The organism is Bacteroides sp. AM07-18 (genome assembly GCF_003602695.1).
Lineage (GTDB): Bacteria > Bacteroidota > Bacteroidia > Bacteroidales > Bacteroidaceae > Bacteroides > Bacteroides uniformis.
The window spans coordinates 57,937-73,568 of the sequence record NZ_QTLM01000003.1 but is presented as its reverse complement, the minus strand read 5'-3'; the positions used below and the strand labels follow the sequence as shown (position 1 = coordinate 73,568).

General features: G+C 44.3%; 14 protein-coding genes. 4 read left to right on the top strand and 10 right to left on the bottom strand.

Annotated elements, in window-relative coordinates; all coding sequences use genetic code 11:
• Nucleotides 1-4 precede the first annotated feature (4 nt).
• Nucleotides 5-2,038, bottom strand: coding sequence for a cytochrome c biogenesis protein CcdA (locus tag DW096_RS06165; protein ID WP_117962745.1), 2,034 nt, complete (start codon nt 2,036-2,038; stop codon nt 5-7).
• 24 nt (nt 2,039-2,062) lie between these two features.
• Complete coding sequence (locus DW096_RS06160; protein ID WP_005832765.1) at nt 2,063-2,371, bottom strand: Dabb family protein; 309 nt, start codon at nt 2,369-2,371, stop codon at nt 2,063-2,065.
• 102 nt (nt 2,372-2,473) lie between these two features.
• On the opposite strand from DW096_RS06160, the gene udk reads away from it, so the two are divergent.
• Together udk and DW096_RS06150 are read left to right on the top strand one after the other, a co-directional pair.
• Nucleotides 2,474-3,085, top strand: a complete 612-nt coding sequence (gene udk / locus DW096_RS06155; protein WP_005831829.1) for a uridine kinase — start codon at nt 2,474-2,476, stop codon at nt 3,083-3,085.
• 55 nt (nt 3,086-3,140) lie between these two features.
• A complete protein-coding gene (locus DW096_RS06150; RefSeq protein ID WP_172793037.1) occupies nt 3,141-4,562 on the top strand; it encodes a transglycosylase SLT domain-containing protein in 1,422 nt (473 codons plus the stop codon).
• Nucleotides 4,563-4,602: 40 nt separating this feature from the next.
• Here DW096_RS06150 and metH read toward each other — a convergent pair whose 3' ends face one another.
• The 8 genes from metH to DW096_RS06110 all read right to left on the bottom strand — a co-directional run bounded on the left by metH (nt 4,603) and on the right by DW096_RS06110 (nt 13,418).
• Nucleotides 4,603-7,368 carry a methionine synthase gene (gene metH / locus DW096_RS06145; protein WP_005831833.1) on the bottom strand — a complete coding sequence of 922 codons (2,766 nt, stop codon included), beginning with the start codon at nt 7,366-7,368 and terminating at the stop codon, nt 4,603-4,605.
• 1 nt (nt 7,369) lies between these two features.
• Nucleotides 7,370-7,822, bottom strand: coding sequence for an SsrA-binding protein (gene smpB, locus DW096_RS06140; RefSeq protein WP_005831836.1), 453 nt, complete (start codon nt 7,820-7,822; stop codon nt 7,370-7,372).
• 8 nt (nt 7,823-7,830) lie between these two features.
• A complete protein-coding gene (locus DW096_RS06135; RefSeq protein ID WP_008665379.1) occupies nt 7,831-8,403 on the bottom strand; it encodes a Yip1 family protein in 573 nt (190 codons plus the stop codon).
• Between the two features lie 7 nt (nt 8,404-8,410).
• Entirely contained in the window at nt 8,411-9,283 is an 873-nt protein-coding gene (locus DW096_RS06130) for a hypothetical protein (protein ID WP_022401972.1), read from the bottom strand.
• A 92-nt stretch (nt 9,284-9,375) separates the two neighbouring features.
• Nucleotides 9,376-10,545: a hypothetical protein gene (locus DW096_RS06125; protein ID WP_225982668.1), complete on the bottom strand. Its 1,170-nt coding sequence runs from the start codon at nt 10,543-10,545 to the stop codon at nt 9,376-9,378.
• 29 nt (nt 10,546-10,574) lie between these two features.
• Entirely contained in the window at nt 10,575-10,997 is a 423-nt protein-coding gene (locus DW096_RS06120; RefSeq protein ID WP_008665376.1) for a DUF3244 domain-containing protein, read from the bottom strand.
• Between the two features lie 143 nt (nt 10,998-11,140).
• Entirely contained in the window at nt 11,141-12,826 is a 1,686-nt protein-coding gene (locus DW096_RS06115; RefSeq protein WP_227212786.1) for a lipopolysaccharide assembly protein LapB, read from the bottom strand.
• A 94-nt stretch (nt 12,827-12,920) separates the two neighbouring features.
• Nucleotides 12,921-13,418: a DMP19 family protein gene (locus tag DW096_RS06110; RefSeq protein WP_008665373.1), complete on the bottom strand. Its 498-nt coding sequence runs from the start codon at nt 13,416-13,418 to the stop codon at nt 12,921-12,923.
• 443 nt (nt 13,419-13,861) lie between these two features.
• Between DW096_RS06110 and DW096_RS06105 the strand changes: the two genes are divergently transcribed.
• Nucleotides 13,862-14,563, top strand: a complete 702-nt coding sequence (locus tag DW096_RS06105) for an iron-sulfur cluster assembly scaffold protein (protein WP_005831848.1) — start codon at nt 13,862-13,864, stop codon at nt 14,561-14,563.
• A gap of 18 nt (nt 14,564-14,581) precedes the next feature.
• The gene (locus DW096_RS06100; RefSeq protein WP_005831851.1) at nt 14,582-15,592 is read left to right on the top strand and encodes a GGGtGRT protein; all 1,011 of its coding nucleotides are present in this window, start codon (nt 14,582-14,584) and stop codon (nt 15,590-15,592) included.
• The last annotated feature ends 40 nt before the right edge of the window (nt 15,593-15,632 follow it).

The window sequence follows — 15,632 nt, the reverse complement described above, 5'->3', positions numbered from 1 at the left end:
CAGTTTATTTTTCTTTCTTATAATTCTCCAATCCAGTCTGCAAGAACTCGATATATTTGGGAATATCTTCGTCGTAGGAGTAAGACTTATTGAGCGGTTTGCCTTCGTTGTCAATCAACACGTAGAAGGGCTGCGCATTGGCGCCGAACTTGACACGCTGCAGATAGCTCCATTTGTCGCCTACGGTACGTAGCGTACGTTCCGTGCCGTTCTCCACAATCTTCACGGGAGAAGGAAGCGGTGTCTTGTTGTCGACGTAAAGCGTGATAAGTACATAGTCGTTGTTGATAATGTCACTCACCTTCGGGTTTGTCCATACGGCAAGCTCCATCTTACGGCAGTTCACGCAACCATAACCGGTGAAGTCGAGCATCACGGGCTTGCCATGCTGACGGGCATACTCCATACCGAGGTCGTAATCATCGAACTTGGCATGCACTTCATTATTGTAAAGATTGAAGTCTTGCGTCTGCATGGGCGGCGCAAAGGCACTGACAGCTTTCAACGGAGCTCCCCACAAACCGGGAACCATATACACCGCAAATGCCAGTGAGGCCAACGCCATAAAGAAACGGGGTACACTAACCTTTGAATCGTCATCATCGTGCGGGAACTTGATTTTGCCCAACAAGTAGAAACCAAGCAGCGCAAAAAGCACAATCCACAAGGCGAGGAACGTCTCACGGTCGAGGATGCGCCAGCCGTAAGCCAAATCGGCCACCGAAAGGAATTTCAGGGCAAAGGCCAGCTCCAGGAAGCCGAGCGTCACCTTGATGATGTTCATCCATCCACCGGACTTGGGCATGGACTTCAGCCAGGACGGGAACAGGGCAAACAGCGTGAAAGGCAATGCCAAAGCTATGGCAAAGCCCAGCATGCCGATGGCGGGAGCCACCACGCTGCCCGTCGTGGAAACCTGCACCAGCAGGAATCCGATAATGGGTCCCGTGCAGGAGAAAGATACCAGCGACAAGGTAAATGCCATCAGGAAGATGCTGAGCAAACCGCTTGTCGCCTCGGCCTTGCTGTCTACAGCCGTACTCCACTTGGAGGGCAACGTTATCTCGAACGCTCCGAAGAAGGAAGCCGCAAACACCACCAGCATCAGGCAGAAAAGGATATTGAATACTGCATTCGTAGAGAGTGCGTTCAGTGCGCTGGCTCCGAAAACAAGCGTGATTGCCAGTCCGAGCGTCACATAAATCACCACGATGGAAGCGCCATACGTCCACGCATCGCGGATGCCCTTCTTCTTGTCCTTGCTGCGTTTCAGAAAGAAGCTGACCGTCATCGGGATGATGGGCCATACACAGGGGGTGAAGAGCGCCAGCAGTCCACCGGCAAATCCCGTAATGAAAATATAAATCCAGGACATGTCTTCCTGCGAAGTGGTTTCGCCCAAAGAATTCAGTTCACTGATGACCGGCTTCCATAGGTCCACCTTGTCCGCCACCTTGATTTCCGTCGGCCCGTCCGCACCGCCGATAGCAGCCACGGGAGCCGTGCCGGAGACAGTCTCCTGCTTTGCGGGCTGTTCTTCGGCTTTCGTTTCAGCGGCAGCGGCGGCAGCTTCTTTGGCAGCCCCTTCTGCCTTGCCGGAGAACTTGAAAGGAACTTGTGTGGGCGGCAGGCAGTTTTCATCGTTGCAAGCGCCATATTCCAGATAGCCTTCTATCTGATAAGCGCCACCCGTCAACTTCAGCTTCTGCACAAATTGCGCCGTATTCTCAAAATAGCGCACCTTCATTTCGAACAACTTATCGAAAGTAGAGATTTCCTTGCCTACGGGCTTCAGTTTACCAACCACTTCCGCTCCGGATATTTTCTCCACATTGAAAGTCGCCGAGATAGGACCGCCATCGTCCAGGTCAGTGGAATAGACATGCCAGCCCTTGTCAATAGCAGCCGTAAAAACGACCTCCGCTTCATCAGCAGCCACAGTCTTCAGTTCGGACTTGAACTTGACGGGATCTTGTATCTGTGCCCGCATCGCCACCGTGAAAAGCAACAGAAATAGAGGGAACAATAATTTCTTCATGTTCTCTGATTTAATTTTTAATTTTTAATTTTCAATTATCTCGTAGTCCACGCAGGCACGGCTCTCTTTCACAGCAGCGATAAGCTTGCCGGCAGCTACATGGTCGGGATGGGTAGCATAGTATTTCACGTCATCCAACGTATCGAACTCACTGTAAAGAGCGATGTTCCAAGCCTCGGCAGGATTGATGTTCAATCCGACTTCAATCTTGCGGATAACGGATATTTTAGCCGGAAGCGCTTCGATAGCTGCCTTGAAACTGTTCATCGCAGCCAACTTTTCGTCAGCCGGTGCCTCATCTTTTAACTTAAATAATACAATGTGCTTTACCATAACTTTGCCATTTAAATGATTTATCACTATATTTGTCAGCCTAAGCGGCTGTTTTAACAACTGCAAAAATACTGGTTTTGTTTCAAATATACACTTAAACGGATGTTAATAATAGGAATTGCAGGCGGAACCGGCTCGGGAAAGACCACCGTCGTACGTAAAATTATCGAAAGCCTACCGGCTGGTGAAGTGGTATTGTTGCCACAAGACTCTTACTACAAGGACAGCAGCCATGTGCCCGTGGAAGAACGGCAGAACATCAACTTCGACCACCCCGACGCTTTCGAGTGGAGCCTTCTTTCCAGGCATGTCGCCATGCTGCGCGAAGGAAGAAGCATAGAACAGCCCACCTACTCATACCTGACGTGTACCCGGCAGCCCGAAACCATCCATATCGAGCCCCGGGAAGTCATCATCATAGAAGGTATCCTTGCCTTGTGCGACAAGAAACTGCGAAGCATGATGGACCTCAAGATATTTGTAGACGCTGACCCCGACGAACGCCTAATTCGTGTAATCCAGCGCGATGTAGTGGAACGCGGACGTACGGCCGAAGCCGTTATGGAACGCTATACACGTATACTGAAACCCATGCACCAGCAATTCATAGAGCCCTGCAAACGATACGCCGACCTCATTGTGCCGGAAGGCGGAAACAACCAGGTGGCCATTGATATATTGACCATGTACATCAAGAAGCACTTGGGGAGTTAATTTGTAATGGAGAATTGATAATGGAGGATTAAGAACGCACTAAACCCTATGAGATATGAACAGCCTGTTTTCTTTCGCCAGACATAAATCATCCATTATCAATTCTCCCGTCCCAATTATCTTGCTGTTGTTGTTGTGCTGCATCGCAGGATGCCGTGGAGGACATCCTGCCGAAAAAGAAGAAGCGGATGACCTGCAACAGATAAAGGACAGCGGAGAACTGGTCGTATTGACACTGTACAGTTCCACTTCCTACTTCATCTACCGTGGCCAGGACATGGGATTCCAGTATGAGCTAAGCGAACAGTTTGCCAAGAGCCTGGGAGTAAAGCTAAGAATAGAGGTAGCCCGGAACGTGCACGAACTCATAGAGAAGTTATTGGCAGGCAAGGGAGACCTCATTGCCTACAACCTGCCTATCACTAAAGAATGGAAAGACAGCCTGATATATTGCGGTGAGGAGGTCATCACGCACCAAGTCATCGTGCAACGTAACGGCGGACGCACCAAACCACTGAAAGACGTGACGGAACTCATCGGGAAAGATGTATATGTGAAGCCCGGAAAATATTATGAACGGCTGGTCAATCTGGACGAAGAGCTCGGAGGAGGTATCCACATCCATAAAGTGACCAACGACAGTATCAGTGCAGAAGACCTCATCACCCAGGTGGCACAAGGAAAAATCCCCTATACCGTAGCAGACAATGATGTGGCACAGCTTAATACCACCTATTACCCCAACCTAAATATCGGACTCTCCATCAGCTTTGACCAGCGTGCATCGTGGGCAGTCCGGAAAGACTGTCCGCAACTGGCAGCCACCGCCAACAAATGGCATGAGGAGAATATGACTTCACCTGCCTATACAGCAAGTATGAAACGATATTTTGAAATCGGCAAGGCCATTCCCCACTCTCCTATCCTCTCCCTGCGCGAAGGAAAAATTTCCCATTACGATGATTTGTTCAAGAAATATGCTCCCGAAATAGACTGGGACTGGCGTCTGCTGGCGTCTCTGGCGTATACAGAATCCAACTTCGACTCCACTGCCGTATCTTGGGCGGGTGCCAGGGGGCTGATGCAACTGATGCCTGCCACAGCCAGGGCTATGGGGCTACCCGAAGGAAAGGAACAGAACCCTGAAGAGAGCATAAAGGCTGCCGTGAAATACATAGGCGCCACAGCCAAAAGTTTTTCCAAGATACCCCAGGAAGAACGCATCAACTTTGTGCTGGCATCTTATAATTCCGGTATCGGCCATGTGCTGGATGCCATGGCACTGGCCGAAAAATACGGCAAAAACAAATATGTCTGGCGTGATAATGTAGAAAACTTCATTCTGCTAAAAAGCAATGAGGAATACTTCACCGACCCCGTCTGCAAAAACGGCTATTTCCGTGGCATCGAAACTTATAACTTCGTAAGGGATATTACGTCACGCTTCGAGCAATACAAGAAAAAGATAAAAAAATAGGGATTAAGGATTAATCCCTAATCCTTATTTTCCTTCCTATTTAAAACAGATTCAGTTTGTTCTTTCTCGCTTCTTCCAGGGAAACGGTTGTCACTTGTTTCTCCCGGTTCTTTTCGCACAACTGCCGATACTTCTCATGCAGTTCTTCTTCCAGCTCCTCCTTTGTCTTAGGATTCATCAGCTTGGCTGCTACTGTAGCATTCTGTGAAGCGTCCTTCAGATGGATTACGGGAGCATGATAGACCGGAGCAATTTTCAGAGCTGTGTGAAGCGGTGAAGTCGTGGCACCACCTATCAGCAGAGGAACGTCCAGACCTGCCTTTTCCAGCTCAATGGCTACATGCACCATTTCATCCAGCGAAGGGGTTATCAAGCCACTCAATCCTATCATGTCTACCTTTTCCTCTATGGCATGCTGTACAATGGTTTCGGCAGGCACCATGACGCCAAGGTCCACTATATCGTACCCGTTGCAGGCCATTACTACCGAGACTATATTTTTGCCAATGTCGTGCACATCACCTTTCACCGTAGCCAGTAGTACCTTCCCGGCAGCAGTCGCACCTTCTTCTTTCTCCGACTCGATTACGGGCTGGAGGATGGCAACCGCCCTCTTCATGGTGCGCGCCGTCTTCACTACTTGCGGCAGGAACATCTTGCCTGCCCCAAACAAGTCGCCGACATGATTCATGCCTGCCATCAACGGACCTTCAATGATAGAAACAGCTTTGGGATACAGCTTCAACGCTTCGGCAAGGTCTTCTTCCAGATAATCGCCGATACCCTTTGTCAAGGCGTACTTCAACCGCTCTTCCACAGGAGTCCCCTCTCTCCAGGCAAGTTGGGAATGGGCGGCAGCCTGCCGCTCTCCTCCAGAAGTTTTTGCCGCCTCTGCTTCCGCTTTCAAGCGTTCGGCAGTTTCTATCAGGCGCTCGGCAGCATCGGGACGACGGTTCAAGACCACATCCTCTATGCGCTCCAATATATCAGCGGGAATATCGGTGTAAAGAACGGAGGTAGCCGGATTGACGATACCCATATCCATGCCCTCGCGGATGGCATAGTAAAGGAATACGGCATGCATCGCCTCGCGAATGTAATTATTGCCGCGGAAAGAGAAGGAAAGGTTACTCACTCCTCCACTGACATGCGCACCGGGCAGATTCTTGCGTATCCATCCGGTGGCACGGATAAAGTCTACAGCATAATTGTTGTGCTCGTCCATACCGGTTGCCACGGCAAGTACATTCGGGTCGAAAATTATATCATGGGGATTGAAACCTATCTTGTCCACCAAAAGACGGTATGCCCGTTCGCAGACCTCAATCTTACGTTCGTACGTGTCTGCCTGCCCTTTTTCATCAAAAGCCATCACCACGGCTGCCGCACCATATTGCTTGATGGTACGCGCATGCTCCAGGAATTTATCTTCCCCCTCCTTCAAGGAGATGGAGTTGACGATGGACTTGCCTTGCAAGCATTTCAATCCGGCCACAATCACTTCCCACTTAGAGGAGTCTATCATGACGGGAACACGGGCAATCTCCGGTTCCGAAGCTATCAGATGGAGGAAAGCCGTCATCTCCACTTGAGCATCCAGCAGTCCGTCGTCCATATTTATATCGATGACCTGCGCACCGTCTTCCACCTGCTGGCGGGCAATGCTGAGCGCCTCGTCATATTTCTTTTCATTAATCAGACGCAAGAATTTGCGCGAACCCGCAACATTACAGCGTTCACCCACATTCACGAAGTTATTTTCCGGCTTCACTTCCAGAAGTTCAAGCCCGGAGAGCCAAAGATTTTCCGGTCTGGGAACCGGCTGATGGGGCGTTGCACCGGCAATCAGCGAGGAGTACTCGGCAATGTAGGCATCTGTCGTTCCGCAACAACCACCGATAATATTCACCAATCCCTCATGGATATACTCTTTTACTTCATGTGCCATATCGGCAGGAGTCTGGTCGTATGTGCCCAAACTGTTGGGCAGTCCGGCGTTGGGATAAGCACTGATATAATAAGGTGCACGGACAGCAAGCTGCTCCAGGAAAGGTTTCAGCTGGCGGGCGCCAAAGGAGCAGTTCAACCCAACTGAAAAAATATCGGCATGTTGCACGGAGGCGAGAAAAGCATCCAAAGTTTGTCCCGACAGAGTACGCCCTCCAATATCAGAAACAGTCACAGAGAGCATCAAGGGTACATGAACTCCTACAGTTTCCATCGCCTGCCCGGCGGCAAAAATAGCAGCCTTGGCATTCAGCGTATCAAAAATGGTTTCTATCAGCAAAGCATCCACACCACCTTCGAGCAATGCTTCCATCTGCTCACGGTAGGCATCGGCCAGTTCATCGTAGCTCAAGGCACGAAAGGCCGGATTGTTCACATCGGGACTCATGGAGCAGGTCTTGTTCGTCGGTCCTACGGAGCCTGCCACAAAACGGGGTTTGTCGGGAGTAAGAGAAGTAAACTCATCTGCCACTTTGCGTGCCAGGCGCACTGCGGCAAGATTCATCTCACGCACATAGTCCTGCACATGATAATCGGCCATACTGACGCGGGTGGAACTGAATGTATTTGTTTCGATAATATCTGCACCTGCCGCCAGATACTTGCGGTGAATGTCTTGTATCACATCGGGGCGTGTCAGACAAAGCAGGTCATTGTTACCTTTCATCTGTCCGGGAATCTGCGAGAAGCGTTCATCCCGAAAATCTTCCTCTGTCAAGTTGTATTGCTGTATCATGGTGCCCATTGCACCATCCAGAATAAGGATGCGCTCACGCACCAAACTACCAAGTTTACTCATATTATCTTTTAAACATACGCGCCATATCGCGTTTGTCATCTTTTTCCTTCAGTGATTCGCGCTTATCATATTGCTTCTTACCTTTGGCAAGTGCCACCACAAGTTTGGCCAGCCCTTTTTCATTGATAAACAAGCGCACGGGAACAATGGTGAAACCCGGATCTTTCGTGCCGCGCATCAGTTTTTCAAGTTCCTTCTTATTCAACAAAAGCTTGCGCTCCCTGCGTGCATTGTGATTGTTGTACGAACCATAGAAGTATTCGGCCACATGCATGTTCTTCACCCACAATTCGCCGTTGGCAAAGTAACAGAACGTATCGACTAAGCTTGCTTTCCCCAACCGGATGGACTTGATTTCTGTGCCCGTAAGCACAATGCCAGCCGTATAGGTGTCCGTCAGTTCGTAATCGAACGTAGCACGCTTATTCTTTATATTTACAGGAGCTTGTTTCATAACATTTATCAGTTTAGCACTACCGTCAGCTTATTGAATATCCATTCAATGGCCACCGGACAAGCTATTAACAAAATAGAAGAAAGAATGGTGAAACGCAAACGGTCTTTTTCCGCTATCTGCATCACCTTTTTGCTTCCTTCCCACACAACATACACGATATAGAATTGGAGCAACAGAGCCATAATGCCGAAATCAGGCAATATGCCGATAACAATCCTCAGCATGAACACCACTACCAGTGCATAACCTGCAAACTGTTGCGCCAAAGGAATATCACTGTCCAGCATAAACATGCGGACACGCAACCCATTGATGAGATAGGCTGCCAAAAAATATCCTCCAAACAAGGATACAGCCACCGCACAGCATTGTGTCATGGCATATTGAAAGCTTTGCGGCCCGTCCCATCCCATCTTCATCAAAGAGCCGATGAAAACGGACAACCCGCATAAACCAATCATAGGATAGACAAAAGTAGTAAATACTTTTCGTCTATCCTCTAAACTAATTTCCTCCCAGGCACGAGCCGGAGAGGAAATCAGTAGTATTGCTATATGAAATAAATCTTTGTAATTCAATATCAATTTATTGATTAGTAGACGCAATTTTGTATTCTACAGTATATTCCGTATAGTTTTCCGGTATTTCTGTATTGCTATTATTTCCACTTTCATGCGACTTAATAACTAATTTAGTAGGAAGATTTCCTGCTTTTTCTTTAAACCTTTCTAAAGCATTTTTTATATCATACCCATACCAATTAGAATAATAAACATCTGTCTTATCATCAGCACCCTTATCATGACGCAGATAGAAAACAAGGTCTGTGGCCCCTGCTTCAATTTCATCCAGTACACAAGCTAAAGCAAATTTATGCATCTTAAACTTATCGTTGTCATTTTGCAGTCTCCAAGCTATAGGAGTTACAAGTATATCCTTGTTATACAAAAATGGCTGAACTGACCCATTTTCCAATTTCAAAGTTATCACCGGTGCTGTTTCCGGCGCATCAACAACCAAGCTTTCTGCTGTCATTGATACGACAGCGTTTGCAAAAGAAATAGGCTGAAAATTCTTCAAAGTGAAGTTGGTAGTTTTAGATTTTTCATTCGTCTCAGGTTCTATGCTCTTTCCTAAGATGATTCCCATTCGAGAATCTGAAATCTTCAAACTTGAATTTGCCTCAAATTGAGTAACAGAAGCCGGTGTAGGTTGATAAGTGTTACCCGCAGCATCTTCAAAAGAGAGTAATCCCATATAGTTATTCACTAAAACCATGCCATAAATGTCATCATACTCTCCGTCATCTGAATTCAGACACGAAGTAAACGAAATGCCCATCAACAATGTCAAGGCAACCATCAAGAATTTTAATTGTTTCATCTTTCCTATAAATATTAGAGTTTGCAAATTTAGATAAAAGAATTGAGTAATATAGTACTCTCCTCGTTTTTTCATTGTTTTTAAGATTAAATGAAAGATTAATCTAAATACTGCAAGCCCCAATATTTATTTAACATTTATAAACAACCATAATTTAGATAATCACATTATTCTAAAACATATTCTCCTACCAATTTCCCTGTTGTTGGATTATATGTTCTAGCTTCAAAAGAAGAAAAGCAGTCTCCACTCCATTTTCCTTTAACTCTAAACGTTTTAGTATCCCCTATTTTCCTTAATGTAGCAACGTAAGTCAAACTACCTTTGTACATGACTAACACCGCATCAAGTTTTACAGTTTCACCTGGTTGAATCGGGATTTGTCCAGTTCTCGTTTTTGTTACCGTTTTACTATCACTTGTACCATAAGTCCAAGATTTATTTGTCTGCTGCTGTACAGAAACATTTACTCCAAGCGAAGAATCATCTCCTACCACATTAGGTATACCCACGTTCAATCCTCCTGAAATAGTGACACTTACTCCTTCTGTTTTTGAAAAATCAGATTTTTCTGTATAGCTTGTAGATAAAGAATAGTTCCATGTATCAACGCTTAAATGTTCATTTGTATATTCATCATGGTCACAAATCACTTCTGTAGGTTCAAAGCTGTCAACCGTAGTCCGTACATACTCTAAACCAACAAGTTCATATTCACCAACAGGAACTATTTCCCATAAAGCGAGGCTTGAGGAATTATTCGTTTTAAACTTTACAGAGGAAGACGTTGAAGATTCTGATTGCAAATAATAAGAAGACAAACCAGTATTAAAGTTTCCATACATCGTATATATCATACAATTAGCATCAGCCAAACAATTAAAGCTTAAGCCAGGTCCAGCCAAAGGTGAATCAAAAGTTGATTTATTCCAATAACTCAAACGAAGATTATCAGGTATTTCTGAAGATAAATAGTTATTAGGAGTAACAACTCCATATGTATCGGATGTCACTCTATTATTTCCCCCAGCAACAACAATAGTTCTTCCATACTTCAGATACCATCTCTGCCTCAAAGATCCATCATCTTTATCTGTTAAACAAATTTCAGTACCTTTCTCTTTACAAGTAAGATACTTTTGTTTAGAGTTTCCAATATTCAAAATATTCACTGGAATTTCGGCAAGCTCACTTATCGGATCAAAATCCGCACTAGAACCTATCGCCCTTGTCATCACCTGCCCCACACCACTACTTTCCACAAAGTTATCCAATTCCTCTTGCTCACAAGAAAATAGAGCTAACACTCCTACCAACAATAAACTAATCTTTTTCATAAGCATTACATTTTTTAGTTAACAATATATCATAATTCAAAACAGCCATATGCATATGCCCCATTATCTCCTTTAATTTCTATACAATACTCCCCTGATACTCCGAAAGGAAGTTGCAAATATTTCCGAAGGGGAGATAGAATATTCTCGGAAGAAGAATAAATCACAGAACCATTTTGGGAAATGGCAATTTCCACTACCCCGATTCCTTCCATAAAATCCAATTCCACGGAATAATTAGAATCTTCAACGAATACAACAAATGGCACTAATGGTATAACGGAACGGCTTCCATCTTCTTTTCCCGTAGTCAGAATTTCAAAAGGAATATCATTTGAATGCAAAAAGACTTCTTCTTTTCCAGAAGCAATACTTATGTCGACCAAAGGATTAGCATCGACCTTTAATAAAGAAAATAACAACAATACAGATAAGATAATTTTCAGTTTCATAGTCTTTCATTTTTTATTTATACAAAATTAGGGACTATTCAACAATAATTCAGCAATAACTATGCGGACAAAAATAGGGTAGGTAATAAATTATATATCAACACACTACAAAGAAACATATAGGACAAAAAAACGTTTTTTTCTCAATACATCATTACCATTTGCTCTAAAGAATCATTCTTAGTAAGTCCTAAATCTGCTTTTAGTCTTTGTCTGTTTTTATATATGGATTTCATTTCACAATCAAAAACAATCATTAATTGCTTGTTAGAGAATCCCACTTTCAGCAACGCAGCCAACAATAATTCATTTTTTGTTAAATCAAACTCTTGTTTAAGTCGAGTAATAAAATTCGCATGAACCAAATCCAGAAAGTCAAATATATGTTGCCGTTCAGCAATAGTCATATTACTAATAATCAAATTTCCTTGCTTCAATTCCTCTAATACAAACAAGGCGTCAACACTCAAATTCTCACATACTCGCTTATTTTCTGCTATTAAACAAAGGATTTTTCTATTCAGGATTCCTATTTCCTCTTTTTTAGCCTGACGTTCTTGTAAGCTCACATTCTCCAATTCTGCAATTCTACAAGCATATCTATTAATAATTGCATTATTATTTCCAATAATCTCGACATTACGCAACAATTTTGTTCGATACCTTTTCCTAACCAGAAAGAAAGCGATGATGCCCAACCCTAATATGAATACAAATAAAAACAAATAAAAATAAGTCTGTTTCTCATTTTCCAGCCTTATCTGTTTATTTTCCAAAATAAGCTTATCATTTTCATACTTATTCTGCAAATCCAACAACTGCTTTTGCAGTTCAGCATTACGAGTCACCTCTAATAATGAATCAGACTTCTCTTTATACAAAAACGCTTTCAAATAATTACCATCTTTTTTATGCATATCAGCCAAATAGTAATATGCACCCGAAGACACAAAAATATTAGTTGCATTGATACAAGAAACAAAACAATCTTCAGCTTTTTTCTTTTGACCTACTTCAGAATAAACACGTCCCAAAGACAAACTATAACGATATTTATCATTTAAATTATCACAAACTTCCATTGCATTTGAAAAATACTCTATTGCTTGTGGATATCGTTTTTCATTATTGGCAATAAGTCCTAATAAATGTAGAAAAGATGCCTTCATACCACTAACAGTGTCACTCAACACAAGCCCTTTTTCAGCATACCAACCTGCACTATCATTATGATGTACCGAAAAATAGCCTCTTGCCATATTCCTATAACCATATAAAATACGACGTCTGTCACTCGCCAGTTCATAGTACCTGATAGAATGTTTAAAATTGTCTATAGAATTTTCATACAATCCTTGAACCGAGTTCAAATACCCTATATATTCCCAGACCATCCCTTGTACTTTATAATCCCTAGTTTCTTCCAAGAGACTCGATGCTTCCAGATAAGCCTGCATAGCATCTGAGAAGCGCTCCTTTAACAACATCACTTTTCCATAATAAAAGTAAGCCTTCCCTGCCTTCAATTTATCACCTTCCTGTTTATAATATTCTACCGCTATCATTATCAATGAGTCTGACTGCAAATTATCCAAATAGTTTTTATCCAAAGCCTGCGTTAAAAGCAAAGCATAATCTGCTCTCTGTTGTCCTCTCATACATTCGGGACATTCAATTTGACTCAGAAGCGACAAGGCACTATCAGGAAATAATTCCATACACGCTTCCACACGTCTTAAGACATTATTGTCCTCTTTTTCTTGTACACATGAGATAAACAATACAAGAATCATCAATAAATTAATTCCATTTTTCATCCCGGCATTCATAGCTCGCATATTTTAGCTTTCAGATAGCACATCTCTCCAATACCGAAAGGCAAGAATGGGTATAGGCTAATATGCCTTTCCTCGTTACTCTCTATCACACAATCTTGGCAAACAGCTCCAAATGCTCATCCACATAGCCGGCAACCAAAGCTGTATATTCCTCCTCTTTTTCCAAAAATTCATCTTCCAGTTCATCGAAAGCCTCATATTGCTCGTACATTGCCATAAATTCCTCGTCTGTGCGTTCGCGTTCCAAGTCGTCACGATGGCTATCGTATATTTTCTTGGCAGCATAAACCAACTTGCTCAAATCGCCCACTCCCCACAAACGCATCACTTTGGCAAACGGATTGTCGAAAATATAACCGCCATAACCATTTTGAATCAGTTGGCAGAAGCCCCCTTCCATCACTTCATCACGGAATATCTGATAGGCCAACAATGAATGCTGTTCACCGGTAAGCAAAGACATCGTCCCGGCAGTCATTTCTCCGCCTATTTCTTTCTTATAAGCACCGGTGAATACGCCGATGAATGCATCCATCCCTTCACCGGCAGCCTGGCGCAATGCCACATCTGTAACTTCTATCATAGTTTGTATTTTATTTAATGTGCCACAAAGGTAAGACTTTGCAGCCATAGTCAAACACGGACTCCCCTTTATTTTCTTCGCCTTGCCAACCAGTTGGCAGGATTTTGCCTTACCATTGGCAAGACTTTGCCACCGCGTTGGCAAAACTTTGCCATAGGCATGGCAAAATCCTGCCAAGACGCAAGCAAGGGGTTGGCAAAATTACTTCCTGATTAACAAGCACATACCTTATTGATTCACAAACCCTATCAGAGACGAGAAAAAACAGTCAACTGCAAACTCCACTTTACATTCCGCAGAAATTCAGCTTCTTATTACTTCTTTTTAATAAAAAAGTCAAATTGAACAGTTGGCAGAAACGGGGAAAACAACTAACTTTGCACCCGACTAATAAAAGTGGACTACGTTTTTTTTAATTATATCACTTAAAAAAAGAGCTAATTATGACTTATTCACACGAAGTGGAACACATGTGTGTTGTGAAGAAAGGTCCTAATCACGGACCGGCTCCTATTCCCGAAGAAGGTAAATGGGTAAAAGCTAAAGAAATTGTTGACATCTCTGGTCTGACACACGGTATTGGCTGGTGTGCTCCTCAGCAAGGTGCATGTAAATTAACCCTCAATGTAAAGGAAGGCGTTATCCAGGAAGCTTTGGTTGAGACTATCGGTTGCTCCGGTATGACTCATTCTGCTGCTATGGCATCAGAAATCCTCCCGGGAAAGACTATCCTCGAAGCATTGAATACTGACCTCGTTTGCGACGCTATCAACACAGCTATGCGCGAACTCTTCCTGCAAATTGTTTACGGTCGTACTCAGTCTGCTTTCTCTGAAGGCGGTTTGATGATTGGAGCTGGCTTGGAAGACTTGGGCAAAGGTCTGCGCAGCCAGGTAGGCACATTATACGGAACGTTGGCTAAGGGTTCTCGTTACTTGGAAATGGCAGAAGGTTACATCAAGACTATCGCTTTGGACAAGAACGACGAAATCTGCGGTTACGAATTTGTTCATCTGGGCAAGTTTATGGATGAAATCAAGAAAGGTACAGACGCCAATGAAGCATTGAAGAAAGTTACCGGTACATACGGCCGCTTCACTGAAGAGCAAGGTGCAGTTAAACACATTGACCCACGTCACGAATAATATAAGGAGGAAAGACATATGATTAGAGAAGTAAAATTTGAAAGCCAAGACCGTCGTATCAAGCAGATTCTTGCTGCATTGAACGCAAACGGTATCAAAGACATCGAAGAAGCCAATGCTATCTGCGAAGCTCATGGTCTCGATCCTTATAAGACTTGTGAAGAAACTCAGCCCATCTGTTTCGAAAATGCAAAATGGGCATACGTTGTAGGTTGCGCCATCGCCATTAAGAAGGGCTGCAAGAACGCTGCTGAAGCTGCTGAAGCTATCGGTATCGGTCTGCAGGCATTTTGTATTCCGGGTTCTGTAGCTGACGACCGCAAGGTTGGTATCGGTCATGGTAACTTGGCAGCCATGTTGCTGCGTGAAGAAACCAAATGTTTCGCTTTCTTGGCAGGTCACGAGTCATTCGCTGCTGCCGAAGGTGCTATCAAGATTGCCGCTAAAGCAGACAAAGTACGTAAAGAGCCTCTGCGTTGCATCCTGAACGGTCTCGGCAAGGACGCTGCACAGATTATCTCCCGTATCAACGGCTTTACATACGTTCAGACTCAATTCGACTACTACACAGGTGAACTGAAAGTAGTTCGTGAAATTGCATACAGCGACGGTCCTCGTGCCAAAGTAAAATGCTATGGTGCAGACGATGTTCGCGAAGGTGTGGCTATTATGTGGAAAGAGGGTGTGGATGTATCCATCACTGGTAACTCTACGAACCCGACCCGCTTCCAGCACCCGGTTGCCGGTACTTATAAGAAAGAACGCGTATTGGCTGGCAAGCCGTACTTCTCAGTGGCATCCGGTGGTGGTACTGGTCGTACTCTGCACCCGGACAACATGGCTGCCGGACCGGCTTCTTACGGTATGACCGACACCATGGGTCGTATGCACTCAGATGCTCAGTTCGCTGGTTCTTCATCAGTTCCTGCTCACGTGGAAATGATGGGATTCCTGGGTATCGGTAACAACCCGATGGTAGGATGTACAGTGGCTTGTGCGGTTGACGTGGCTCAAGCTTTGAGCAAGTAAGTAGCAAGTAAATAATTACATAGAAAAAGAGGATAGCCTT

Bases quoted from the DNA above. Each gene is read 5' to 3' on its own strand.
- DW096_RS06130 (WP_022401972.1), bottom strand. From the start codon at position 9,283: ATGAAAAAACGAGGAGAGTACTATATTACTCAATTCTTTTATCTAAAT.
- DW096_RS06105 (WP_005831848.1), top strand. From the start codon at position 13,862: ATGACTTATTCACACGAAGTGGAACACATGTGTGTTGTGAAGAAAGGT.
- udk (WP_005831829.1), top strand. From the start codon at position 2,474: ATGTTAATAATAGGAATTGCAGGCGGAACCGGCTCGGGAAAGACCACC.
- DW096_RS06120 (WP_008665376.1), bottom strand. From the start codon at position 10,997: ATGAAACTGAAAATTATCTTATCTGTATTGTTGTTATTTTCTTTATTA.
- DW096_RS06125 (WP_225982668.1), bottom strand. From the start codon at position 10,545: ATGAAAAAGATTAGTTTATTGTTGGTAGGAGTGTTAGCTCTATTTTCT.
- DW096_RS06150 (WP_172793037.1), top strand. From the start codon at position 3,141: ATGAACAGCCTGTTTTCTTTCGCCAGACATAAATCATCCATTATCAAT.
- DW096_RS06100 (WP_005831851.1), top strand. From the start codon at position 14,582: ATGATTAGAGAAGTAAAATTTGAAAGCCAAGACCGTCGTATCAAGCAG.
- DW096_RS06115 (WP_227212786.1), bottom strand. From the start codon at position 12,826: ATGAATGCCGGGATGAAAAATGGAATTAATTTATTGATGATTCTTGTA.
- DW096_RS06110 (WP_008665373.1), bottom strand. From the start codon at position 13,418: ATGATAGAAGTTACAGATGTGGCATTGCGCCAGGCTGCCGGTGAAGGG.
- metH (WP_005831833.1), bottom strand. From the start codon at position 7,368: ATGAGTAAACTTGGTAGTTTGGTGCGTGAGCGCATCCTTATTCTGGAT.
- DW096_RS06160 (WP_005832765.1), bottom strand. From the start codon at position 2,371: ATGGTAAAGCACATTGTATTATTTAAGTTAAAAGATGAGGCACCGGCT.
- smpB (WP_005831836.1), bottom strand. From the start codon at position 7,822: ATGAAACAAGCTCCTGTAAATATAAAGAATAAGCGTGCTACGTTCGAT.
- DW096_RS06165 (WP_117962745.1), bottom strand. From the start codon at position 2,038: ATGAAGAAATTATTGTTCCCTCTATTTCTGTTGCTTTTCACGGTGGCG.